Annotated in this window: 21 protein-coding genes; 9 read left to right on the top strand and 12 right to left on the bottom strand. The window is 52.8% G+C overall.

The window, feature by feature from the left end; translation table 11 throughout:
* Positions 1-86: 86 nt before the first annotated feature.
* From BLT02_RS08585 to BLT02_RS08565, 5 genes are all read right to left on the bottom strand, one after another.
* Complete coding sequence (locus BLT02_RS08585) at positions 87-1,376, bottom strand: MaoC family dehydratase (RefSeq protein ID WP_175453755.1); 1,290 nt, start codon at positions 1,374-1,376, stop codon at positions 87-89.
* A 599-nt stretch (positions 1,377-1,975) separates the two neighbouring features.
* Positions 1,976-2,611 (bottom strand): HdeD family acid-resistance protein, encoded by a 636-nt coding sequence (locus BLT02_RS08580; protein WP_092993799.1) that lies wholly within the window; start codon positions 2,609-2,611, stop codon positions 1,976-1,978.
* A gap of 138 nt (positions 2,612-2,749) precedes the next feature.
* The gene (locus BLT02_RS08575; protein WP_092993796.1) at positions 2,750-3,223 is read right to left on the bottom strand and encodes a GAF domain-containing protein; all 474 of its coding nucleotides are present in this window, start codon (positions 3,221-3,223) and stop codon (positions 2,750-2,752) included.
* A gap of 80 nt (positions 3,224-3,303) precedes the next feature.
* Positions 3,304-4,230, bottom strand: a complete 927-nt coding sequence (locus BLT02_RS08570) for a DMT family transporter (protein ID WP_092993793.1) — start codon at positions 4,228-4,230, stop codon at positions 3,304-3,306.
* 241 nt (positions 4,231-4,471) lie between these two features.
* Entirely contained in the window at positions 4,472-5,050 is a 579-nt protein-coding gene (locus BLT02_RS08565) for a DJ-1/PfpI family protein (protein WP_092993790.1), read from the bottom strand.
* A 167-nt stretch (positions 5,051-5,217) separates the two neighbouring features.
* On the opposite strand from BLT02_RS08565, the gene BLT02_RS16800 reads away from it, so the two are divergent.
* Positions 5,218-5,478: a hypothetical protein gene (locus tag BLT02_RS16800; protein ID WP_139187501.1), complete on the top strand. Its 261-nt coding sequence runs from the start codon at positions 5,218-5,220 to the stop codon at positions 5,476-5,478.
* A 30-nt stretch (positions 5,479-5,508) separates the two neighbouring features.
* Here the strand turns inward: BLT02_RS16800 and BLT02_RS08560 are convergent, their stop codons facing one another.
* Positions 5,509-6,753, bottom strand: a complete 1,245-nt coding sequence (locus tag BLT02_RS08560; protein ID WP_207649395.1) for a M20 metallopeptidase family protein — start codon at positions 6,751-6,753, stop codon at positions 5,509-5,511.
* A gap of 380 nt (positions 6,754-7,133) precedes the next feature.
* Here BLT02_RS08560 and BLT02_RS08555 point away from each other — a divergent pair, with 380 nt between their 5' ends.
* The 5 genes from BLT02_RS08555 (at position 7,134) to BLT02_RS08535 (ending at position 11,952) form a co-directional block, all read left to right on the top strand.
* Positions 7,134-8,402, top strand: coding sequence for an Nramp family divalent metal transporter (locus BLT02_RS08555; protein WP_092993787.1), 1,269 nt, complete (start codon positions 7,134-7,136; stop codon positions 8,400-8,402).
* Between the two features lie 63 nt (positions 8,403-8,465).
* A complete protein-coding gene (pxpB, locus tag BLT02_RS08550) occupies positions 8,466-9,191 on the top strand; it encodes a 5-oxoprolinase subunit PxpB (RefSeq protein WP_092993784.1) in 726 nt (241 codons plus the stop codon).
* An 8-nt stretch (positions 9,192-9,199) separates the two neighbouring features.
* Complete coding sequence (locus BLT02_RS08545) at positions 9,200-10,333, top strand: 5-oxoprolinase subunit C family protein (RefSeq protein ID WP_092993781.1); 1,134 nt, start codon at positions 9,200-9,202, stop codon at positions 10,331-10,333.
* Positions 10,330-11,121, top strand: a complete 792-nt coding sequence (locus BLT02_RS08540; RefSeq protein WP_092993778.1) for a putative hydro-lyase — start codon at positions 10,330-10,332, stop codon at positions 11,119-11,121. The genes BLT02_RS08545 and BLT02_RS08540 overlap by 4 nt, the downstream gene beginning before the upstream one ends.
* 54 nt (positions 11,122-11,175) lie before the next feature.
* On the top strand, positions 11,176-11,952 hold the full coding sequence (locus BLT02_RS08535; RefSeq protein WP_092993775.1) for a LamB/YcsF family protein: 777 nt from the start codon (positions 11,176-11,178) through the stop codon (positions 11,950-11,952).
* A gap of 70 nt (positions 11,953-12,022) precedes the next feature.
* Here BLT02_RS08535 and BLT02_RS08530 read toward each other — a convergent pair whose 3' ends face one another.
* Complete coding sequence (locus tag BLT02_RS08530) at positions 12,023-12,757, bottom strand: sulfite exporter TauE/SafE family protein (protein ID WP_092993772.1); 735 nt, start codon at positions 12,755-12,757, stop codon at positions 12,023-12,025.
* A gap of 549 nt (positions 12,758-13,306) precedes the next feature.
* Here BLT02_RS08530 and BLT02_RS08525 point away from each other — a divergent pair.
* Both BLT02_RS08525 and BLT02_RS08520 read left to right on the top strand, forming a co-directional pair.
* The gene (locus tag BLT02_RS08525) at positions 13,307-14,266 is read left to right on the top strand and encodes an L-lactate dehydrogenase (protein ID WP_092993769.1); all 960 of its coding nucleotides are present in this window, start codon (positions 13,307-13,309) and stop codon (positions 14,264-14,266) included.
* 183 nt (positions 14,267-14,449) lie between these two features.
* Complete coding sequence (locus BLT02_RS08520; RefSeq protein ID WP_092993766.1) at positions 14,450-15,991, top strand: L-lactate permease; 1,542 nt, start codon at positions 14,450-14,452, stop codon at positions 15,989-15,991.
* A 149-nt stretch (positions 15,992-16,140) separates the two neighbouring features.
* Here BLT02_RS08520 and BLT02_RS08515 read toward each other — a convergent pair whose 3' ends face one another.
* The gene (locus BLT02_RS08515; RefSeq protein ID WP_092993763.1) at positions 16,141-16,983 is read right to left on the bottom strand and encodes a ketose-bisphosphate aldolase; all 843 of its coding nucleotides are present in this window, start codon (positions 16,981-16,983) and stop codon (positions 16,141-16,143) included.
* Positions 16,984-17,289: 306 nt separating this feature from the next.
* A complete protein-coding gene (locus BLT02_RS08510; RefSeq protein ID WP_092993760.1) occupies positions 17,290-18,057 on the bottom strand; it encodes a zinc ribbon domain-containing protein in 768 nt (255 codons plus the stop codon).
* A 622-nt stretch (positions 18,058-18,679) separates the two neighbouring features.
* Between BLT02_RS08510 and BLT02_RS08505 the strand changes: the two genes are divergently transcribed.
* Positions 18,680-19,897, top strand: coding sequence for an ATP-grasp domain-containing protein (locus BLT02_RS08505; RefSeq protein ID WP_092993757.1), 1,218 nt, complete (start codon positions 18,680-18,682; stop codon positions 19,895-19,897).
* Positions 19,898-20,088: 191 nt separating this feature from the next.
* Here the strand turns inward: BLT02_RS08505 and BLT02_RS08500 are convergent, their stop codons facing one another.
* The 3 genes from BLT02_RS08500 to BLT02_RS08490 all read right to left on the bottom strand — a co-directional run bounded on the left by BLT02_RS08500 (position 20,089) and on the right by BLT02_RS08490 (position 23,427).
* Complete coding sequence (locus BLT02_RS08500; RefSeq protein ID WP_092993754.1) at positions 20,089-21,303, bottom strand: MFS transporter; 1,215 nt, start codon at positions 21,301-21,303, stop codon at positions 20,089-20,091.
* Between the two features lie 434 nt (positions 21,304-21,737).
* Positions 21,738-22,385, bottom strand: a complete 648-nt coding sequence (locus BLT02_RS08495; protein WP_092993751.1) for a YoaK family protein — start codon at positions 22,383-22,385, stop codon at positions 21,738-21,740.
* A gap of 31 nt (positions 22,386-22,416) precedes the next feature.
* Positions 22,417-23,427, bottom strand: coding sequence for a dipeptidase (locus BLT02_RS08490; protein WP_242869744.1), 1,011 nt, complete (start codon positions 23,425-23,427; stop codon positions 22,417-22,419).
* Positions 23,428-23,482 lie beyond the last annotated feature (55 nt).

The raw sequence follows: 23,482 nt of genomic DNA, 5'->3' as shown, positions 1-23,482 counted from the left end.
CAGATCGCGCGAAAGCCGGCAGGGTCATTATTCCAGAATTCCTTCGTATTTTCGTGCTCTCTCAGATCGCGCGGAAGCCTGCAGGTTCATTCCGTCCGGGACGGCAGCCTGACTACCGCCTCGGCCTCCGTGTGCACAATACCGTCCTGCCGCACCCCTTCAAGCCGGAGATTGACATAGCAGTCTCCGGTTTTTTCATTTCTGCTTTTGCCGGTCACATACCCGCGCTGGGTCGAGAGGTCTCCGAAATAGAGGGGTCTGCGGCAGCGGCAGTCCAGAGAACAGAGGAAACCCGCGTCCCCCATCCAGTCTCCCGCCAGCTTTGCCAACAGAGCCTGACTGTGCACGCCGGAGACGACTGCCCGGGGCAGTCCCTGAGCCCTCGCCGCTGCATCGCTCATGTGTCTGTCGATGGGATGACGGCGGGCTCCTGTCTCCGGGTCGATGAGCCCGCTGCCCTTCCGATACCTTACCGCTGCCCATTTCGTCGCAAAAGCATTGGCCGCACCGATGGCAGCCATCAGGGCAGAGCCGTCCGACTCATCATAGGGACCCACAACCTCCTCCGGAAGCGCCTCCCCGGCCTGTACATCCTCCCAGTATCTCGGATCACTTCCGCGGCGGAAATCCCCGCGGAGCTGGGCGTCCAGATTTCTGCCGACTGCTTCCAGCTGTTCCTGTGAATAATGGGGGCGGGTTGAAAACAAGTGAGGGACGGGTCCGGCATTATTTCCGATGACAGAACCTGTCGTTTCATGCTTTTTCCCGGCAGAGCTTTCCGGTGCGGGCTTTTTCACGGCAGAGCCGACATCCCCTGTTTTTTCAGGAGAAGCACAGGTGATCAGAGACCTCGCTGTCAGCCTTGAAACCAGTGCCCCTGTCTGATTTGTGAGCCGGATTTCATGACTCCGAAGCAGCAGCCTGCTGCCGGCCTCCTCTCTTTTCACTTCCCCGACACCAAGGTATTCTGTCTGTGCAGTAAAAAAATCTCCCGGGCGGATCGGTACAAACCTCTCCCATTTTGTACCCCCGTCATAAACACTGATCCCTCTGACCCGGGGCATCCTGCCGCCGATAAAAGTCGAGCAGATACAGCATTCCAGGAGCGGGGGAGCAACAATACCACCATAGATTCCCTCTTTTGCATACATGGGATCCGAATACAGGGGATTGGAATCGCCCAGTGCTCTCGCAAACCTCCCGATGGTATCCGCAGTCACCATTTCATTATAAAAGCCGCCTCCGGACCGGTCTGTCCCGTCCTGACAATAGATCCGATACACCGGTACGGTCCGGCCGATAACGCTGTTCTCTTCCTTTATAAAAGAATCGATCCGTTCATTCCATTCCCTGATGTCCATAATTTTTCCAATCACTTCCGGCTGCTTGCCAATCACTTACCGGCCGCTTTCCGGCTTCTTTTTGGCGGGCACGACGCTCCCTCGGCTTTTCCTCGCTGTTTGCCGATACTTGTGCCTATGGTCTCGTGACCGCAAACATGTATGAATAAACTACGCGCTGCTCCGCGCCACGGGCGCTCTCGCATCGCTCCAAACATTCGCACCTCACCCCGCTTCGGCCGCACTGGCGGCCTTGCGTTGCTCTGTGCTCATGTTTGCGGACGCAACAGACCGCAAGCGGTCTGCGTCAAGGCCTCTTGAGCGTTCGGCAGCAAACTGCTGCGCAGTTTGCTCACGACGCTCCCTCGGCTTTTCCTCGCTGTTTGCCCATACTTGTGCCTATGGTCTCGTGACCGCAAACATGTATGAATAAACTACGCGCTGCTCCGCGCCACGGGCGCTCTCGCATCGCTCCAAACATTCGCACCTCACCCCGCTTCGGCCGCACTGGCGGCCTTGCGTTGCTCTGTGCTCATGTTTGGACGCTCGTCAAGGCCTCTTGAGCGTTCGGCAGCAAACTGCTGCGCAGTTTGCTCACGACGCTCCCTCGGCTTTTCCTCGCTGTTTATTCATACTCAGAGCTCCCGGTAATCCTCCGCATCGATAATATCCGGATCCGATGTGTCGCGGCGCATTCCTCCGCCGGCCTGGTTTTCACGTCTACTGCCGTTCCTCCTTTTGCCGTAAAAGACATACTGATCAACCCGGCGGCCGATCCACAGGTCGGAAATTCCGTTAAAAAGAAGAAAGGCGCCTGCCAGACGCACCATGGTCGCCGCGATCCCGATCGCGTGGTTCACCAGAAACATCCCCATAAAGATGGTCAGTACAGCAGCCAGGAGCGAAAGCCACCATTTGCGGTAATGAGCGCGGGAGAGGGTGAAAGTCTGCAGCAGGTTGGTGATCCCGCTCAGGACGATCAGATACCCGATGGCTGTAGGGATGATCGCCGCAAAATCCTCCGGATGGAGAAAGATCCATCCGCCTGCAAGAGTCACAATGATTCCGACGATCAGGTTAATGGCCGAACCTCCGCCCATGTTTCTGCTCCTGAAATGGGCAAGGATCGATGTGATCCCGCCCGCCATGACAATGACGCCCGCCACGTAGGAGACAGCCCTGAGAGCGCTTCCCGGCCACAGCAGCAACAGGATCCCCAGTATCAGAGAACCAAACGCATATATTTTTTTACTTCCGGAAATATTTTTCATAGAAAACCCTCCATGGCACGGCAGGAGCCGGGCGCTTTGAAATAATACCGGCGCATTCTCGTGACTTCAGATAATCTCAAGCTTATATTCTAAACCTTATGCTTTCTGCCTTATGCTCTCAGACTTATACTTTCAGCCTTATTCTCTCAACCCGCCAAAATCCACTTCCTGCCCGATCAGCTGCACGATGTCGGAAAGTCCCTCTTCATCTTCCGCTGCAAACCTGTCCGGCAGGGGACTGTCAATATCCAGAACACCGGCGATCCGGCCTTTATTCCAGATTGGCAGAACGATTTCCGACCGGGAGTAAGCGTCACAGGCAATATGGCCGGGAAAGGCATGGACATCCGCCACGCGCACGACTCTCTGCTGCCGGACAGCTGTCCCGCACACCCCTTTTCCGATCTCGATCCGTATACAGGCTGTTTTTCCCTGAAAAGGTCCTACAACCAGGCTTCCTCTGTCCATCAGATAAAATCCCGCCCAGTTGATCCCCTCCATTGACTGAAAAAGGAGTGCTGAAAGATTGGACAAGGCCGATACATAATGCGGCTCTGTCCTGATGATCTCCGCCGCCTGTTCATACATAAGCCTGTAATCTGTAGATTCCATACTTTCCTCCAACTATACAACTATAGTATTCAGCGAAAGTCCCTGATCACCCGGGACATCTGTATCCTTTTAGTCCTGAATTAATCGGGGCGGCACTCCCGGCTGGCTCCTGAGCGGTTGGATACGCACCAGGCCGGGGCCCGGGAGAGGGACCGCAGGTTGTAGAACAGGATGCTTCCAATGACAACGGCCGCGCCGAACAGGGAGAGGAGCGCGGGCAGTTCTCCGTAAAAAACAGCCACCAGGATAGGATTGAGGATCGGCTCGACAGCATTGATGATAGACGCCGAGACCGGATCCGTCAGCCGGGTCCCGATGGAAAAAAAGATATAGGCCAGGCCGACCTGGACCGCACCGAGCACGAATACTGCTGTCAGGACGCCGGGAGTAAACACCGTCTCCCGGATCAGGAAGGGGGACAGGAAAATGCCGCAAAGAAGCTGTCCGAAAAACATGGAGGACAGGGCATCCCCTTTTTCAAACCGGTTCAACATGAACATTCCTGCATAAAACAAGCCGGACAAAAGCGCCAGAAGGTCTCCCAGGATCTTGCCGGCGGACAGACTGTCAAAAAAGAAACACAGAATCCCGGCCAGGACAAATCCGATCGTGATTCCCTGGGACCTGTCAGGCTTGTCCCTGAAAAACAGAAAACTCAGCAGGATGATCCAGACAGGTGCCGAATACTGCAGAACGATCGCGTTCCCTGCCGTCGTCAGCTTATTTGCGATGGTAAAAAAGGTCGTGACACCGGCCATGCAGACCGCTCCTGTCAACACTGTAAAGTTCCATTTGAGAGGATGTTGTGTCAGGCGGATAAATCCGCCGATCACACAGGCTGCGATCAGATTTCTCACTCCGTTGATCGTCAGAGGATTCCAGGGGATCATCTTGATCAGAAGTCCCCCCAGGGAAAAACATGTCGAGGCGATGGCCATCATCAGCATCCCGCGGGCTTTCTGCGGATACCTCTCAGAGCTGATCAGTTTTTCTCCCTGTGTGTCCATGACGATAATGTCCCCTGTTCAGTGTTTTCGCGCTTCATGTAATGAATGGTACATCATGTGCGCTAAAAACCATTCGTGGTGAAGACTCGATAGAAATGTCCTGCAGCTCTGCAACCGCAGGACATTTCTATCAGTGATTATCAGTCTATCCGTTCCTATCAGTTATGCATCAATGAATATCCATCAGTAAACGGTTTCTGCCGCAGCATATAATGCCGGGACCCTGTTATCCAGTTTCCGGTCAGATCGTAATCTTTGCTCCCATCAGCTCGGCAAACGCACGGACAATAGCAGTATCTCCGGGCCATGCGGGAGCAGTGACAAGATTCCTGTCAACAACAGCCTGGTCCACAGGAACTTCTACATAGTTTCCGCCTGCCAGTGTGACATCAGGACCGACTGCGGGATAGGCGGTTGCCTTATAGCCCTTCAGCACACCCGCTGCAGCGAGCACCTGAGGACCGTGGCAGATCGCTGCGACCGGTTTATTGGCCGCAAAGAATTCACGCACGATCTCCAGCACGCGGGCGTTCAGCCGGATGTATTCCGGAGCACGTCCTCCGGTGATGAAGAGACCCTCATAGTCTTCTGTCTTAACCGCGTCAAAATCTGCTGTGAGGGCAAAATTGTGACCCCTCAGTTCCGTATAAGTCTGCTCTCCGAGGAAATCATGGACAGCAGTCGCGACAGTTTCTCCTGCCTTCTTATCCGGGCAGACTGCATCGACCTGATAGCCCAGGACCCCAAGGGCCTGGAAAGGAACCATTGTCTCGTAATCTTCAGTAAAATCGCCGCACAAGAGTAAAACCTTTTTTGCCATTTCAAAAACCCTCCTGTTACTTTAAAAAAGATTATAAAAATAAGTTGCCGACGCGGGATAACTGTACATAAGCTGCACCTGCTTCAGTCATCTGCCGGGAATATACATTTATACCCGCAGGATCAATTTGACATACTTGTGGCATGGGCGAGTGCCCGCAAACATGTATGAAGTACGCATTTATCCCCGCGCGGTCTTTGTCTGCTCTCTTATTTTATCATATAATTCTGTTTCATTCTGCCTTCACTCGAAAAAAATCAGGTGCGGAGGTATTGATCGTTTCTTCAGAAGACTTTTTACCAGAAGATTTTTCTCAAATCATATTTTCAGGTTTTTTCCCAGGTGATTTTTTCAGAAGATTTTTCTCAGGAGTTTCTCAGGAGTTTTTTTCAGGAGATTTTTTGTCAGTTGGTTTTTTCGTCAGTTGATTTTTTCACCAGTTGATCATCAGGGACTTTTTACCCCAGCACCTCTGCCGCCGCACAGGCCATGGTCACTGCCGCGATCCTGATCCCCCTGTTGTCGGTATGGAAGGCTTCACTGTGCCATGCATGCGGGACCTCCCCTGGTGTGCCGCTCCCGATCCAGTAAAAAAAGGAGGGTATCCTGTCCATGATGAGGGAAAAATCCTCACTTGCCATGGTCGGCCGCGCATCTATGACATCAGCTTCCCCGACGGCAGTCACCGCCGCCTTTCTGGCCAGTTCATACATCTCATCGGTATTCAAAACGGGCGGAAGGATCTCCCGGTAAGTGATCTTCGCTTCACAGCCGTAGGTGCGCGCTGTCCCGTAAATGATCTCCTCAGCCCGAAGGACGGCTTTTTCCTTTGCCTCTGGTTCCAGAGCACGGATGCTGGCAGTCATCTTCACCTCATCCGAGATCAGATTCTCAACGCTCCCGCCGTGGATCGAGCCGATCGTCATGACGACGCTCTGCAGAGGGTCGGTGTTGCGGCTGACAATAGTCTGCAGAGCCTGGATCATCGCTGCCGCGCAGACGATAGGATCCGTGCAGAGATGGGGGTTTCCGCCATGGCCTCCTACCCCCTTCACCGTAATATGAAAGTTTGTCTTCGCTGCCATCAGGGCGCCCCTGTGGCAGACGACCTTCCCGGCTTCCACCTCCGGCCGGTTGTGAAATCCGAAAAACATCTGCGGATGGATCACCTCAAACAATCCCGCATCGATCATTTCCTTTGCGCCGTCAGTCGTCTCTTCCGCCTCCTGGAACAAAAGATCCACCGTGCCCTGCCACTTGTCCCTGCATTTTGAGAGGAGCATCGCAGCTCCCAGGAGGGAAGCTGTATGGAAATCGTGGCCGCAGGCATGCATGACACCCTCTGTCCTCGACTTCCAGGGACTCTCGTAACACTCCTTCTGCCTGATGGCATCGATATCGGCGCGCAGACCGATCTCACTGACCGCAGGTTCTGGTCTCCCTGTATCCGAAGCAGCAGATATATCCGAAGCATCAGATATCTTCGTCCCCCGGATCCTCGCCGCCACACCAGTCAGATCTCTGTGCAGATCCAGGATTTCCACTCCGGGAATCGTCCGGAGAAAATCCCTGATTTTTTCCGTTGTCCGAAATTCCTGATGAGACAGCTCCGGATGCATATGCATGTCCCTCTTAAACTCGATCAGTCTTTTTTCCTCAGATTCAGTCAGGTTCATTTCTATATACTTTTTTAGATTAGTCATCGATCTGTCCATCCTTTTTGTATCTGTTCATACACACGTATCCAAAGACGTCTGAAGCCACGGGTATTGCGCGATGAAGATTCAAGACCCGCCCGCGAGTCTTGCGCCCCGCGATCTGTAAAAACTTTTACAGAATATACTGCCGTATACCGCAGGGTAAATCAATACCTTACGGTCAATTCTATCCCGCGATGTCCCGGTTAAAACTCCGGTTTTTGGCGAAAAACACGCGAAAAACGCCTCGAATTTCGTGCCGGTCTGAGAGTAACATGGCCATCATTTATTGCGCCTGTCGTTTTTCCATAGTAGAATGTTGAAGATTCACGTGCGTTTTTTCAATCAGTGCGCGGATCATTAAATAACATAGAGGAGGTATTTGTATGAGTAAACTGGCTACAAGGATTAAGAATGTGGGACCCGGCGCTCTGGTCGCAGCGGCATTTATAGGGCCCGGCACTGTCACATCGTGCTCCATTTCCGGAGCCACGGCAGGCTACACACTGCTCTGGGCAATGCTTCTGTCCGTCATCTCCGTCATTGTCATGCAGTCCATGGCTGCGCGGCTCGGTATTGTTTCCGGGATGGGACTGGGTGAAGCTCTGCGTGCAAAGTTCACAGGTGTCGGAGCGCGTGTCCTGATCTCCATTCTTGTCATTGCGGCAGTCTTTGTCGGCAACATTGCCTATGAGACAGGCAACCTTACCGGATCGATCCTCGGTATCCAGGCTGCGATCCCTGCGGCGAACAATCAGACCGCCAAGATCATTCTTGCGCTTATCCTGGGGATCATCGCTTTTTTCCTGCTTTTCTCCGGCAGCTATCAACGGGTGGAAAACTTCCTCACGGCGCTTGTCGTGCTGATGGGAGTGATCTTCCTGATCTGTGCGTTTGCTGCCAAACCGGACTGGGGCGCTGTTTTCAGCGGTCTGTTCGGTTTCAGGGTCCCGGACGGAGGCGACTGGATGACGGTCGCAGCCCTGATGGGAACGACCGTTGTGCCTTATAATATTTATCTCCATGCCGCTTCCGCTTCCACCAAGTGGGGAAAGACCGGCGACAAAGAGGACGCACTGGGCAATTCCAGATTTGATTCTGTCATTTCCATCGGACTCGGGGGCATCATTTCCATGTCGATCATCATATGCGCCGCCGCTACGATCCACGCCACCGGCGGCACGATCGCGTCCGGTGCCGATATGGCCAAAGCCCTGACTCCCCTTCTGGGCAGCTGGGCGACTGTGATCTTCGGGATCGGCCTCTTTGCAGCAGGCATCTCCAGCGCGCTCACCGCTCCGCTGGCTGCAGCGTTCGCCTCCTCCGGTATTCTCGGCTGGGGTGAAGACATGAAGGAAGCCCGCTTCAAGGTATTCTGGATCATCGTCCTCGCATTTGGTATTTTTGCCACCTGCACACTGGGCGCCAGCCCCACACAGATCATTCTGTTCGCACAGGCCGCGAACGCGCTGCTTCTGCCCATCACAGGCATCCTTCTTCTGATCGTCGCAAACGACACCGCCATCATGAAGGAATACAAAAACAAGACATGGTTCAATGTCCTTGTCGTCATCGTGATCGCAGTCTTTATCTTCATTGCCGCGAGAAACATGCGCGCATTTATCACAGGACTTCAGGCACTGCTTTCCGCCTGATCCGCATAGTCAGGTCAAAAAAACGGCTGTCAGTGTACCTTTCATCATTTCAAAGGATTATTTATGGATTACAGAATACTGCCGGTGGGGGATTCCGCCCTGACCATCGTCTTTGGAAATGAGATCGACCCGGAGATCAGCAGGATCGTGCGCATCGCCAGGAAATATCTCAGCAGCAAAATAATTGAAGGGGTCTCGGAATACGTACAGACCTATGCCACGCTTATGGTGCATTACAATGCCCTCGTCATCGGGTATGATGAACTGGCGGACCGCCTGAGGGAAGAGCTTTCCCTGATGGATACAGACGGAGAAGCCGGTCAGAAAAGGACGATCCTGATCCCGGTCTGCTACGGAGGGGAATATGGTCCGGACCTGCCGGCAGTCTGCGCACATTCGGGATTTTCGGAAGAAGAGGTGATCCGCCGGCATACCCGTGTGGATTATCTGATCTACATGCTCGGCTTTATGCCCGGGTTCGTCTATCTGGGCGGTATGGACCGGGCGCTCAGCACTCCGCGCCTGAAAAATCCCAGGGAGCGTCTCGAGAAGGGTTCTGTAGGGATCGCGGCGGACCAGACAGGTATTTATCCCCTGGTTTCCCCGGGAGGATGGCAGATCATCGGACGTACACCACTGGAGCTGTATGATCATGAACGCGAAAAGCCGATCCTTTACGAGGCAGGAGAATACATTCACTTTGTACCGATCACAGAGAGGCGGTTCCGTGAGATCAGACAGCAGGTCGAGGACAGGACCTATCAATATGAGTGGATCAGAGAGGAGTGACGCAGAACATGGCAATGCATGTGATCTTTCCCGGCCCCCGCACCACGGTTCAGGACAAGGGAAGACTCGGATATCAGAACAGCGGGTTTGCGCCGGGAGGATTTATTGACAAGGTCGCTTCCAGGATGGCGAACGTGCTGGTGGACAATCAGGATGATGAAGCCGTCCTCGAATTCTGCCTCATAGGACCGATCCTTGAATTTGACGAGGAAGTCAATCTCGCGGTCTGCGGCGGAGATTTCGGCATCGATGTCGGCGGAAAGGTCTACCCCGCAGACAAGGCAGTACATGTGCCTGCAGGCGCAACTGTCAGGATCACTACGGGAAATGCCGGCACTTACGGATCCCTCGCGGTGGCGGGCGGGCTCGATATCCCGGAGGTGATGGGCAGCAGGAGCACCAACCTGCGCTGCGGCATCGGCGGATTTGAAGGAAGAGCTCTCCGTGCCGGAGATGTCATTGGACTGAGGCACCCGGAAAAAGGACAGCAAGACCTGTCCTGGCGCTGGGTTCCGGAACGGCAGCTCAGTGCTTCCACTGATTCGGGAATAACGAAAGTGCGCGTGGTCCCCGGCCCGCAGGAGGAAATGTTTACTGAGGAGGGGATCCGAACTTTTTATGAGAGCGCCTATGAGATCAGCAGCCACAGCGACCGCATGGGATTCCGCCTGAGCGGTCCGGCAGTGGCCTCAAAGAACGGTTACGATATTCTCTCGGACGGGATCGTCAACGGCAGTGTTCAGATCTCCGGCACGGGAGAACCTATCGTAATGATGGCAGACCGGCAGACTACCGGAGGCTACGCGAAGATCGCTTCACTCATCGATGTGGACATCCCCCTCTTCGCCCAGCTCCGTCCGGGCCGGAAGGTGCAGTTTGTAAAATGTACAGTAAAGGAAGCCCAGCGCCTGATGAGGGAGGCGGACAAGGCCTGGAAGGAGCACTGCAGATTGCTCAAGGAAGGCGGACCGTCACGGAACCTCGCGGAGGCATCTGACACGGCATCTCAGGGCAGCGGGGTCCCGGCAGCCGGGCTGCAAAGTATCACAGTACAGAAACTTCGTTCTGCAGACAACGGAAGCCGGAGGACCGGCTGGAGACGGGGTCAGTGGAACAACAGCAGGAAGGGAGGAAGAAGATGATCAGCGACTATAAAGGCTTAACCCCTGTCGAAATGAGACACATCATCCGCGAAGGCCGTTTTACGGAGCCCACCAGCGGCCTGTGTCCCGGTTACGCGCAGGCAAATCTCATCGTGCTCCGCAAAGAGCATGCCTATGATTTCCTTCTCTTCGCACAGCGCAACCCCAAAGCCTGCCCTGTGCTGGAGGTCCTGGACACCGGAAGCCGGTTCACAAAGTTCGTCGCTGAGGACTGCGATATCGCAAAAGATTTCCCCAGATACAGGATCTATGAAAAAGGCGTCTGCACCGGGGAATACACAGATGTCGAACAGTTCTGGAGCGATGATCTCGTGAGCTTTCTGATCGGCTGTTCTTTTAGTTTTGAATCGGAAATGATCGAGGCAGGCATCGAAATGCGGCACAACACCATGGGCCGCAATGTCCCCATGTACATCACGGGGATCGATACTGTTCCCGCCGGTGTTTTTTCCGGAAAGATGGTCGTCTCCATGCGGCCTGTCCCTCCGGAACAGGTCGTGAAGGCCGTGACTGTCACAGCCCAGCTCCCCAAGGTGCACGGAAGCCCGATCCACATCGGCGACCCTTCCATCATCGGGATCAAAGACATCAACCATCCGGAATTCGGCGATCCCGTTGATATTCATGAAGACGAAGTGACCATGTTCTGGCCCTGTGGTGTGACCCCCCAGTCGGTGGTCATGAACGTCAAGCCGGATTTCGCGATCACCCACGCCCCTGGGCATATGCTGCTGCTCGACGTAAAAAATGTCGATCTGAAAGACTGAGTTGACCGGGGGACAGCGGAAAAGGGAACAAGAAAAGAGAAGGAGAAAAAAGATATGGTAAAGGTTGATCTGAACTGTGATCTGGGAGAAAGCTTCGGCGCTTATACTATCGGAATGGATGAAAAGGTGATCCCTCTGATCTCCTCCTGCAACATCGCCTGCGGATACCACGCCTCCGATCCTCTGGTCATGCAGAAAACAGTGGCAATGGCGCGCGATGCCGGGATCGGGATCGGCGCACATCCGGGATATCCTGACCTGATGGGCTTTGGCCGGAGAAACCTGAACGTATCCCCGGCAGAGGCAGGCGCGTACATCACCTACCAGCTCGGAGCGCTGCATGCTTTCGCAAAAGCCGCCGGCGTCCGCATCAGCCATGTCAAACCTCACGGCGCATTCTACAACATGGCGGGCAAGGACTATGCGCTTGCTCTTGCGATTGCCAAAGCTGTGCAGGCCTTTGACCCTTCGCTGATCCTTCTCGGCCTCTACGGGAGTGAGAGCATCCGGGCAGCAGAAGACATCGGTCTTCCCGCGGCCAGGGAGGTATTCGCGGACAGGGCCTATATGCCGGACGGAAGCCTGATGCCCCGGAATCAGGAAGGCGCTGTCATTCACGACGAGGACGAGGCTATCCGCCGGGTGATCCGCATGGTAAAGGAGCACAAAGTCACCGCCTGTGACGGAAAAGACATAGAGATCGTGCCGGATTCCATCTGCGTCCACGGGGACAATGTGAAGGCACTTGCGTTTGTGACACAGATCCGCAGCGCGCTCGAAGCAGAGGGCGCCGCTGTCACCCCCCTCTCAGAGGTCCTCAGGGACAGGTAATGCGCCCCTCACGTCAATTATAGAATAAGAAACCACAAAAATAAGAATAACCCATACCTGCGGGTGCCGCCTACAGAAGGCGGCTGACAATGATCCAGATCCCTCCGATCCCGACGAAAGAATAGATGACCTTTCCAAAGATTTCGGAAGGGATCTGGTCATGGATCCTGAGTCCCAGGAGAGTCCCTGCCAGCAGAGCGACCACCCCTGCGCCGACCATGGGCACATCCCCCATATCCAGACGGCCCAGGACCAGACTGATGATCACGATCATAGTATTGTTTACAAACAGGAAGGCCTGGATGGTCGCCAGGTATTCTGTTTTATCTTTTGTGGCAGGCAGCAGATACAGCGCCGCCATAGGTCCCCCGGAGCCGAACAGACCGTAGGAAATGCCGCAGATCGTTCCAAGGATCGTCCCGGAGGTGATTGTAGGGCGTATCCGTATTTTATTTGAAAACACAAAAAAGAAGATCGACACAGCTACAAACATAATGCCCAGAAGGAAATACATCACATCGGAACTGACCTTCGCCGAGAGGAAATTGACGATCCCGCAGATCACAGCGGTGGGGATCAGGAACGGCAGCATAATCTTCCATTGGATCTGTTTCCTGTACTTCACAGAAATATAAGCTGTGCTGATGGTGACCAGGGCGATCGAAAGCCCCAGGGCTTTGCCGTAATCCATGAGCAGCGGCAGAAATCCCATTGTGACCATCGTAGCCCCGAACCCCAGGGCACTCTGGACACAGGCCCCTGTCAGGATGATCAGCATGACCGGCAAAAGAACAGATAAACTCATTACGGTCTCCTTGTCTTCATTTTCTTGTATCTTTTCTATATTACTTCATTCATCCACCCTTTACAACGCAAAGAACGCATTGTTTCAGCATTGTTTCATTTCATCTTTCATCTCACGATCACAGTTCAGACCGCCTCGAAACCCGGGGCTTTTTTTACGTGGTTCCCAATAAAAAACCTGAAGGAAGACAGGAGACAAGTATTGCGCGATGAAGAATAAAAGCCGGGATTAAGTGCCTAGATGCCGGGATTAAGCGCTGAGATAAAGAAAAGCCAGAAAACAGAACACAGAATTCCAAAAAAAAAATTGAATTTTAGTACTTTAATATGATAAACTGGTAAACGGTTTTTTGTTGTAACTTACCGCAATTGATTCATTTTTCCGTTTCAAGATCCGGTAACACACGCAGAATTAAGGAACTGCCGCTTAATAACTGCGGATGACTACAACTCCAGGGCATCTTTTATACTGCTGCACTGCCATGCTTTTATCCGGCTGCAGCTTTCGGAGGTCATCTGTGGGCAGTCCCCGAGGAAAGGAAAGGTCAATATGTTAAAGAAGAGAAAAATTGCCATCATCGGTCTTGGCCACGTCGGAACACACTGCGCTTACGCGCTGGCTCTAAGCGGGCTTGTGGACGAGCTTGTTTTTGTAGACAACAAAGAGGCAAAGCTGCGCAGTGAAGTGCAGGATATACGCGACGCCATTTCCAACTGTCCCCACACAGTTTCCGTACACTCTGCAAACTACGAGGACCTTGCGGATGTCGATATCATTGTAAATGCCATCGGTAAGATCGAGCTTCTGGCTACTCCCAACCATGACAGGCTGGATGAGATGAATTTCACGATCCCGCAGGTGACTGATTATGTGCCTAAGGTGATCGCGGGCGGTTTCAACGGACTCTGGATCAATATCACCAACCCCTGCGATGTAGTGACCGGCCAGATCGCACGGCTCTCCGGACTGCCCAGAAATCATGTTTTCGGCACAGGCACCGGCCTTGACACTGCTCGCCTCAAAAATATCCTCTACCAGCAGACAGGTGTCGCTCATAATTCCATTTCCGGCTGCATGATGGGCGAACACGGCAATTCGATCATGATCCCCTGGTCCCAGATCTCCTTTGGCGGCCAGCCACTCGCTGATCTCGCAAAAAAAGACAGCCGGTTCGTTTTTGACAATGACGCCGTCAAAAAGCAGGCGGTCGCCAATGCATGGGTGACTGTCGACGGCAAGGGCTGCACCGAATACGGAATCTGCACCACCCTCTGCCGTCTGGTCGCGGCGATCCTCCACGACGAGAAGGCGATCATCCCCGTCAGCACACTGCTGGACGGTGAATACGGCGAGCACGGTGTTTTCGTGGGCGTTCCTGCTGTCATCGGAGCAGACGGTGTCGAACAGATCATTGAATATGACCTGCCTGAAGATGAGAAGGCAGCCTTCCACGCCTGCTGTGACGATGTCCGCGAAAATATGAAGCTGCACCCGATGATCCTGCAGTAAGAAAACTGCCGGGGAAACAGACACGATTTTTTAGAAAAAGCACCTGTACTCGTCACTATCAATGTTCACCATTACCTGTATACAGCATTACTCAGGCTGTATACAGCATTACTCAGGCTGTATACAGCATTCTCAGTACTCATTGTTATCAGTACTCATTATTAACTATAACGGGGGATTCGTATGTTAAGTTTTATTCTCGCAATCAGCCCAATCGTGATCGTACTCGTCGGCATCATGGCATTCCGGATGTCGGCATACAAGATCGCACCCATCGCTCTTATATGGGGCATGTTTCTGGCTCTGACCTATTTTAATATCACGGGGCTCACCCTGAGGGAAAACATCGTTGTACTCGACGCCAATGTCTGGAAGGGCATTAAGGAAGGCTTCAAGATCGTCGTCATGGTCTTTGGCGCCTTTACGATCCTGAACGCGCTCAAGGACACCGGCGCCATGGAAGACGTGAAAGCGGCGATCACGCAGGTCTCCGGCAATGACCGCCGGGTCCAGCTGATCATCATCGGTATCTTTTTCCCAATCTTTCTGGAAGGAGCGGCAGGAGCCGGTGCTCCGGCTGCCCTGACTGCGCCATTTTTGACCGCCCTGGGATTCGACCCCATCATTGCGATCGCGGTTTCCCTGCTGGGTGACTGTACCTGTACCTCATGGGGCGGCGCGGGCCTTACCACCATCAACGGCGGCGCCGCGCTGGTAAATGCCGGCGTCTCAACCACCGCCCTCAACTCCGCTATGGTCGGAAGGATCAACTCCCTCGGCCTGCTCATCGTTCCCTTCATAGCCGTACTCATCGCGTTCGGGCCAAAGGGATTCCGCGGCATCATTCACTATCTGGTCTTCGCCGGCGTCTCCGGCGGACTGGTGATGTTCGCTCTTTCCAACTTCATCGGCCCGGAGATCACTTCCCTGGGTACCGGTATCATCGGAATCATCCTATCCATCTTCTTCCTGAAGCTGGTCCCCATTAATACCCCAAAGGAATTCAAATACGTATCTCAGGGAAATATCAAGAGGAAATACAGTGCGTTTCAAGCGCTCTCCCCTTACATCTACATGCTGGTCCTGATCCCGCTGGTCCGCTACGGCGTACCTGCCCTCTTCCCGGAAAACGGCTTCGCGACAATGTGTATCCTCGGCTATATCGTATGGGTGGACGTCGTCATTCTGTTCTGCTCCCTGCTCGGCATGATCACTCTCGGCATGAACTGGAAGGGAATGAAAAAAGTCATCAAAGAGACCATCAAGTCTCTGGCTCCGGTCATGATCACCATGGGAAGCCTGCTCTGCCTCTCCTACATCATGCAGTCCGAAACGACCGGCATGATGTCCACAGCAGCAAAGACGATCGCAGGGATCGCCGGCACTGCCTATCCGGCCGCAGCCGTTGTCATCGGTGCCTTCGGCTCCTTCATCACCGGCACCGGACTGGGATCCAATATCATGTTTGCCGGCATGCACATGGAGGCTGCCCAGCTCCTTAACATCAACCCGATCACTGTCTTCGCCGGCCAGAATGCCGCAGGATCCCTGGGCAACCTCATCTGCCCGAACAACGTCGTCGCCGCCTGCGCGACCGTCAACCAGATCGGCCGGGAGGGCGATGTACTCCGCATCACCTTCAAAGCATTCTTCGTGATCCTGGTAGAATATATGATCATCGCCATGCTCTACACCTATGTGATCTTCCCGACTTTCGGACTGTAAGACGATCCCCACAGGGACGCTGGACCAGGATGTAGACGGGACCAGAAAGAGACAGACAGGGGATGGTTCTGTGTCTCCTCCAGGGAGGGAGGAAGCACAGAACCATCCCCTGTTTTTTTTCAGGCCGGATTCTTAATAATGCTGTCTGATCACAGCGGCTCTTTATTGTTAAAGACCTTGATGCAGTGTTTCACATTTTCATAGACGCCCTGCACCATGTTTTCGTTAAAGTGGTAGTAGTCGTGCTCGCCGGGCTCTGCCATGTAGCGCCCCGCAAATGTGATCGCCGCGTCCATGCTGGCGGTCGCAATGTTGATCTTGCGGACTCCCAGATCGATACAGTGGCGGAAATCCTCATCGGAGATTCCGGAACCCCCGTGAAGTACCAGCGGAACATTCACTGCTTTCTGCAATTCTGCCAGACGTTCAAAATTCAGCTCGGGTTTTCCTTTGTAATGACCGTGCGCGTTGCCGATAGCCACCGCCAGGGCGTCGATGTCGGCATTTTCCGCAAACATTCTTGCTTCCCCCACGTCCGTATACTTGGAAACCTCGTCGCGCTCAGTAGCTTCTTTGCCGCCGATGGTGCCAAGTTCCGCTTCGACGGAAGCCCCCGTCTGCCGGGCAAGCTTCGCGATCTCATTGGTTTTATCGATATTTTCCTGCAGGGAATAATGGGAACCGTCGAACATGACGGAGGTAAAACCATATCCCAGAGCTTCCCTGGCTTTGCCGATAGTAAGGCCGTGATCCAGATGCACTGCGATCTTTACAGATGCGTCCTTTGCGGCCTGCACCATCAAGGGGCCGATCATATTGAGCGGCGTATGTTTTAAGCGCCCCTCAGCGATCTGGATGATAATAGGCGACTGGCTCTCTTCTGCCGCACGGATCGTTCCCATCACGATTTCCATATTAGGGCAGGTAAAAGAACCAATAGCCTTGTTTTCCGCTTTGGCAATTTCCAGCAATTCTTTAAGAGTGACGATCATACCTCTTCTCCTCTCATTTACAGGCTTATAAGAGTTCTAAATGTGTGTATTTTGAATAATTTGAGGATATTTTGAATCCGTCATGATTTATTATATCAAATCACAGGAAATTGACAACATATGAAAACCTGCTGTACCCGGCTGTAACGGCTGCTGAACGACTGGTTTACAGTACAGGTTTACGGCATAGATTTACAGCATAAATTTACAGCATAGGTTTACAGCCGCTCTTACAGAGCTCGTCAGCTGTTTATCGATACCGGGCGCATAACTCCCGGCCTGCTCCGGGCGTCGTCCCGGGGCAGATCACCTTTTTTTGTAAAGGACCAGTTCCGGATCAGCACCATCCTTTCCATAAGTGGAGACCAGGATGAAATCCATGTTGGCGAGAACGCCGAAGCACCGACCCCCGCCAAACTCCGGTTCCAGCTGATTCCCCAGATAAGTTGTATTGTCATCCAGGAATTTGACACTGGCTCCACCCGGAAGCCGGTAGGCCAGATTGACATACTTTCCGACAAGAGCGTTCAGCTTCTCCACTTTTGGCATCCCTTCGATATGCAGGGCATTGATCTCTTCGATCAACTGCTTTTTAAATGCCTCAAACTGCCCGCCGTCACTCAGTTCATCATATCTTTTCCAGTAATCCAGTTTGGGCAGCATCTGTTTCATATAGGAACGGGCCTGTTCTTCAGAAAAGTTTTCATTTGCCATGTGTCCGACGCATACATCGATCAGATCATCCATGTCGCTGTAGGTATAGGTCCCGTCCGCGTAGCACCATTTACAGTAATCTTCATTAAAGCTTCCATCCGCTTCTTTGCTGATCATACCGTCTTCCGACAGGGGCATGCCACAGCACTGGCAGATCAGCTTCCGCGGGCTGCCCAGAAGTGTGTTGATCGACACATCAAATTCTTTTGACAGGAGCTTGAGAGTATCTGTATTCGGCTGTGTTTCTCCTGTCTCCCAGCGGCTCACCGCCTGCCGGGTCACCATCACACGCCCCGCCAGCTGATCCTGTGAAAGGCCGTGCTTTTCACGTAAATTTCTGATTATATTCTGCACTGTCATGGAACTGCACCTCCTCGTACAAGCACGTTTTTTCGTGTGTAAATTCATATACCGGCCAGCTCCAGCTGGCCGCACTTGTCTTTTTATTCCTGCTTGCGGCCATGGGCAAGTGCCCGCAAACATGTATGAATAAACTACGCGCTGCTCCACGCCACGGGCGCTCTCGCATCGCTCCAACCATTCGGAATCCGCTCGTTTTGCACGAAAAACGCGCGCAAAACGGCTTCTTCCTCATGTTTGGACGCTCGTCAAATGTCTGCAAATGCTCATGCGAGCATGGCATTTGCAGCCGCTTGACTCGTTGTTTATTCATACTTATTATGAAACGCAGATACAGAATTGACAAGCAACCCGCTGTTGCGGAAAAACTTACTGAAAAACTTACCGCAAAACCATACAGGTAAACTCACAGGAAAATCGTACGGGGAAATCGCACAGGGAAGACTCAATCCGGTATTCGTCGGGTATTCGATTATTCATCCATTGATTGTCATGTCCCCGTTGTGAGTGCTATACTGGAAATGCTCCTGCCGTTACTGGTCGACGAATGAACATTCAAGACTCGCTCGCGAGTCTTGCGCGCCGGGGATCATCCCGGGGATTTCTTCATAAGAGGTACGCCATGAATTTTGTTTTTATTTCACCTAATTTTCCGACTGCCTACGAACGATTCTGTGAAGGGCTCCATGACAATGGAGTCAATGTACTCGGAATCGGGGATGCTTCCTACGACAGCCTTAGCGACAGGCTGAAAAATGCTCTGACCGAGTACTACAGAGTAGAGGACATGAGGAATTATGACCATATGATCCGGGCGATGGGTTATTTCACCGGCCAATACGGAAAGATCGACTGGGTCGAGTCCAATAACGAGTACTGGATGGAACTGGATGCCGCACTCCGGACGGACTTCAACATCACGACCGGACTCAAATCCGACCAGATCATGCGGTACCGGTCCAAAACGGCCATGAAAAAATATTATAAAAAAGCCGGTGTCCCCGCTGCCCGCTATTCGCAGGTCGTCGATCTGGAGACTGCAAAGCATTTCATTGACGAGGTGGGATATCCCGTGATCGTAAAGCCCGACCGGGGTGTCGGTGCCCTCGCCACCTGGCGTCTGGAAAATGATGATGACCTGCGGGAGTTTTTCCACCAGATTCCTGAACTGCCCTATGTCATGGAGGAATATATCACCGGTGTGGTGGAAACCTATGACGGTGTCATCAACTCAAAAGGAGAAGTGCTCTTTGCCGCGAGCCACATTTCTCCAAATTCGATCATGGACATGGTCAATGAAGGCGTACCCGTGTATTACTATGTGAACAAACAGGTCGCACCGGATATCGAAGATGCCGGAAAACGCGTCCTCAAGGCCTTCGATGTGCGGAGCCGTTTCTTCCATCTGGAATTCTTCCGCCTGACAAAGGACAAGGAAGGCATCGGAAATGTGGGAGATGTCGTCGGTCTCGAAGTGAACATGCGCCCGGCCGGCGGTTTTACACCCGATATGCTCAATTACTCCCAGAGCGTGGATGTCTTCAGGATCTGGGCGGATATGATCGCTTTTGATGAAAGCCGCACCACCTATTCAGGTCCCAAACGTTTCTGTGTCTACTGCGGCCGCAGGGACGAGATCCCCTACACCCATTCCCTCGAAGAGATCGGAACCGAATACGGCGCCAATCTCGCCATGATGACCCGCATGCCTGACGCGCTTGCCGGCACAATGGGGAATCAGGTCTGCATCGCATGTTTTGACACAATGCGCCAGGTCAACAGCTTTGTCCGCTATGCCTTTGTCCCGCAGAAGCAGATCCCGCCTGTGGAGGAATCCTGAACTGTCTTCCTGTTTTGTATTTTTTCCCAAAAAGCAAAAGAAAATCCCCTGTGAAGCACTGCATTGATCGCTATCACGCGCAGTACCTCACAGGGGATTTCATATCATCTGTCCATGTCATTTATTCATGCTCTGATCATTCCTGCATCAGTCTGCACGGCGTTCAGTACCTCACAGGGGATTTTGATTTGTCAGGCCTGTTTCTCCCGTCTCTGCATAAGCAGATTCACGACCGCTGCCGCGACCATACAGGCCGCAAAAACCAGAAGTGTGGACATACCGGTATGCATCCCCGCTTTATTGGCGACGACCCCGATGATCGCGGGAGCCACAATGGCACCCATGCTGGCAAGAAACACAAAGAATCCCATACAGACCGGATACCTTGAAAAAATATCTCCCGCGTTAGAGACAGAGGTTCCAAACATGCCTGACATGCCGAGACCGATCCCTGCAGTCGCTATGATCAGCCCGGCCGGAGACCGGTTCAGCAGAAGAAGGATCATAAACACGGTTGTAATGAGCGTCAGGGCCAGGATCATGTGAAGGGGTCTGAATTTTCTGGCGGCAACGGAGCAGAGGAGCCTGCCTGCCATCAGGGCCAGCCAGAGAACGGAGGTGGTAAACTGGGCAAGAGAGGCCTCCATGACCCCCGTATCGATCAGAAAACTGGTCATCCATCCCATAAAGGAGGCTTCCACAGCCTGATAGAAAAAGCAGATCAGGACCGTGACCCAGAACAGTTTTTCTTTTAAAAAGCCGTAGTCCACTTTCTTCTTCCTGCCCTCTTCTGTCCCGGCAGCTGCAGCATCAGCAGAATCAGCATTCTCGAGATCCGCGTCTGAAAAACCGGCCAGCACCAGGAACACAAGAGAGGCCACACAGCAGACACATCCAATGATCACTGCCATCCGCCAGCCGGACACAGCCAGAGCGATCAGAGGCGCAATGACAGCGCCTGCGGCAAAGCAGGCATGCAGTATATTCAGAGGACCGGCATTCCCCTCGCTGTAAATATTCATCAGGAGATTATTGTAATTTGTGATGCCGCCTTTTCCAACGCCGATCAGGAGCATTGCGATCAGAAGCCAGACAGGATTGCCGCTGATCAGCAGCATGATAAAGCCCAGGGTCACCGACAGCTGGATCAGGATATAGGACACCTTGATTCCCAGCAGCAGCGGCAGATAGCCTGCCAGAAGACCGGCCAGGACATATCCCACAGACTGGACCGACAGAAGCGCTCCGCCCACCTGATAGGAAAGGGCGTAATCCGCCTTGAGGTCCGGCAGGATCGCTCCCAGCATGATCAGGACCAGTCCCAGCGACATATAGGCATAGAACAAATTCAGGACCACACCCAGTTTTCTTTTCCCCAGCGATACGAAAAATCCTTTCTTTTCCACAAGTACCCCCTTTGCTGTAACGTTTTATTATGATGTGTTCACAGGCTCCATCGCTGCATCAATAACATTCCCACAGTATATTTTAATGTGCCATCACACCTATTTATTTCTGATCCGATTTTATTTCTGATCAGACAGCAGATCTCTTCAAGAGAGTCTTAAATTAAGTCTTGAATAGTATTATTACCCTGGACAGCAAAAAAGACCTGCAGCAGGTCTTTTTAAATCTTGTCCCTGAGCTGAACAGATAATACCCTTCAGATCAGTCAAAAATAAGAATGATTAAGGACAGAAATTATAAAGAAATGGCCAAACTGTTTAACCTTTTCATGGATCAAAACTTCCTGAAACCGGTATTTTCCGCTTGATTAAGTCAAATAGTATAACAATATAGACCATTTTATTCAGAAACTCCGTCCGGACAATTCCAATATTCATTCACTTTCTCTTCTCATCATCACTGCAACAATGGCGAGAAGAAGCGGGGAGATCCATATGGTTCTGATCCCCCATTTATGCGACAGAACACCGCCGACTCCGGCACCAAGGGCGAAGACCAGGATGATCCCGAAATAGAGCAGGGCTTTGGTGGAGGAAGTCCCGTCCCTGTTTCTCAGATAGTGGGACAGACTCTCCGTTCCGCTCCTGAGATTGCCGATACACATTGTGCTCGCGTATCCGTACCCATGCACCTTCCTGAAGGTCTGCACCTGCATGGCGCAGGCAAAAGAGACCGCCATATTCGCGATCATATTAAGCCCCGGAGGCATGAATCCGACAAGGCCCAGTATGATAACTTCCAGGATGAGTGTCATCTGTCTCCAATGGACTCCTCTGCTCTGCTTGTATTTGTATTCAATCTGTTCCGCAACCATGATTCCCGCAGCGAAGGACAACAAAGGAAACAGATAGTGCATTCCTGTCCTGAAATTTCCCAACATCAGGTTCTGGCTCATGAGTACTACATTGCCCGTCTGCGCATTTGCGAATACGTGATCCCTTACGTTGTAAGTATATGCGTCCTGTAATCCACCAGAAAAGGACAGGATCGCACTCAGCCTAAAGCTTTCCGAAGTCTGCATCTCAACTCTTCTCCTTGAATCTCTACACAGCTCAGCCAAGCACCTCTTCAAACACCCGCATCACATTTTTCCAGAAAATCTTCTCAATCTCCCCGGTGGTAAATCCTGCTGCGGACAAAGCGTCGGCCAGCTTCTGCATATCTCCTGCTCCGTTCAGTTCCAGTTCGTCCCCGATCCCGTCAAAATCCGACCCGAGGCCGATGGCATCAATACCGGCAATATTGCGGATATAATGGATGTGAGTGATCATATCGCTGATCCGGCTCCTGCCTTTTTTATCCTCAGTCAAAAAATCTGCGCAAAAATTGATGCCGGTCACACCGCCGTGTTCCGCTATGCTCCGGAGCATAGCGTCAGTCAGATTGCGGGGGTGGGGAGTGACGGTCCGGGCGTTGGAATGGCTAGCGATCACCGGAGTATGCGCGTCAACAAGATCCAGGATTTCCAGGATGCCGGCATCGCCGAGATGACTGACATCGATGAGCATGCCGAGTTCCTCCATGAGCTGCACAGCGTCACGCCCCGCCGCCTTCAGCCCGCGCTCTGTCTCCGGGATCGCCTGAAACAGACCGGTCCCGGGAGACTGGATATACCGGTTCGGATAAGCCAGCTCGTTCTCAAAGTTCCATGTCAAAGTCGACATTCTGACACCGTGGTCATAAAACCAGCGGATCTTTTCGGGATCCCCTTCATATACAGCACCCTCTTCGATCGTCCTGATCGCGGACTGGAATCCGCCGCGGAAATTCTGTCGGATATCATCTGCCGAATACGCCGGCCTGATCAGATCAGCGTTCGCGGCAAGTTCTGCGTCCAGCGTTTCAGAAAGTGTTTTCGCATATTCAAACGGATCCTCCCCTTCTTCCTGTATCGAAGGCATATATGTAAACAGGGCAAAGCACTGCCCCATATACCCCGCCTCCTTCATTCTCTTCAGATCCAGATGCAGGGTGTTGTCCCGCAGGCAGGCTTCTACGTTTCTCCAACGACGTTTATAGATTGCGGAAATAGTGTCACAATGCATATCAATGACCGGGATCATTGGTTTTCCTCCTGTTGGCATGAACCTCCGCCCCCATGCGGTGCAGCAGCTCCTA

It is taken from the genome of Sarcina sp. DSM 11001 (assembly GCF_900101015.1).
In the GTDB taxonomy this organism is placed as follows: Bacteria; Bacillota; Clostridia; order Lachnospirales; family Lachnospiraceae; genus CAG-791.
The sequence above is the reverse complement of the archived record's forward strand: the minus strand, read 5'-3'. Positions and strand labels throughout refer to the sequence as shown.

Coding starts and splice junctions, on each gene's coding strand:
- BLT02_RS08525 (WP_092993769.1), top strand. CDS start 13,307: ATGTTAAAGAAGAGAAAAATTGCCATCATCGGTCTTGGCCACGTCGGA.
- pxpB (WP_092993784.1), top strand. CDS start 8,466: ATGGATTACAGAATACTGCCGGTGGGGGATTCCGCCCTGACCATCGTC.
- BLT02_RS08505 (WP_092993757.1), top strand. CDS start 18,680: ATGAATTTTGTTTTTATTTCACCTAATTTTCCGACTGCCTACGAACGA.
- BLT02_RS08490 (WP_242869744.1), bottom strand. CDS start 23,427: ATGATCCCGGTCATTGATATGCATTGTGACACTATTTCCGCAATCTAT.
- BLT02_RS08510 (WP_092993760.1), bottom strand. CDS start 18,057: ATGACAGTGCAGAATATAATCAGAAATTTACGTGAAAAGCACGGCCTT.
- BLT02_RS08495 (WP_092993751.1), bottom strand. CDS start 22,385: ATGCAGACTTCGGAAAGCTTTAGGCTGAGTGCGATCCTGTCCTTTTCT.
- BLT02_RS08565 (WP_092993790.1), bottom strand. CDS start 5,050: ATGGCAAAAAAGGTTTTACTCTTGTGCGGCGATTTTACTGAAGATTAC.
- BLT02_RS08520 (WP_092993766.1), top strand. CDS start 14,450: ATGTTAAGTTTTATTCTCGCAATCAGCCCAATCGTGATCGTACTCGTC.
- BLT02_RS08530 (WP_092993772.1), bottom strand. CDS start 12,757: ATGAGTTTATCTGTTCTTTTGCCGGTCATGCTGATCATCCTGACAGGG.
- BLT02_RS08555 (WP_092993787.1), top strand. CDS start 7,134: ATGAGTAAACTGGCTACAAGGATTAAGAATGTGGGACCCGGCGCTCTG.
- BLT02_RS08575 (WP_092993796.1), bottom strand. CDS start 3,223: ATGGAATCTACAGATTACAGGCTTATGTATGAACAGGCGGCGGAGATC.
- BLT02_RS08535 (WP_092993775.1), top strand. CDS start 11,176: ATGGTAAAGGTTGATCTGAACTGTGATCTGGGAGAAAGCTTCGGCGCT.
- BLT02_RS08570 (WP_092993793.1), bottom strand. CDS start 4,230: ATGGACACACAGGGAGAAAAACTGATCAGCTCTGAGAGGTATCCGCAG.
- BLT02_RS08515 (WP_092993763.1), bottom strand. CDS start 16,983: ATGATCGTCACTCTTAAAGAATTGCTGGAAATTGCCAAAGCGGAAAAC.
- BLT02_RS08545 (WP_092993781.1), top strand. CDS start 9,200: ATGGCAATGCATGTGATCTTTCCCGGCCCCCGCACCACGGTTCAGGAC.
- BLT02_RS08580 (WP_092993799.1), bottom strand. CDS start 2,611: ATGAAAAATATTTCCGGAAGTAAAAAAATATATGCGTTTGGTTCTCTG.
- BLT02_RS16800 (WP_139187501.1), top strand. CDS start 5,218: ATGAAGTACGCATTTATCCCCGCGCGGTCTTTGTCTGCTCTCTTATTT.
- BLT02_RS08540 (WP_092993778.1), top strand. CDS start 10,330: ATGATCAGCGACTATAAAGGCTTAACCCCTGTCGAAATGAGACACATC.
- BLT02_RS08560 (WP_207649395.1), bottom strand. CDS start 6,753: ATGACTAATCTAAAAAAGTATATAGAAATGAACCTGACTGAATCTGAG.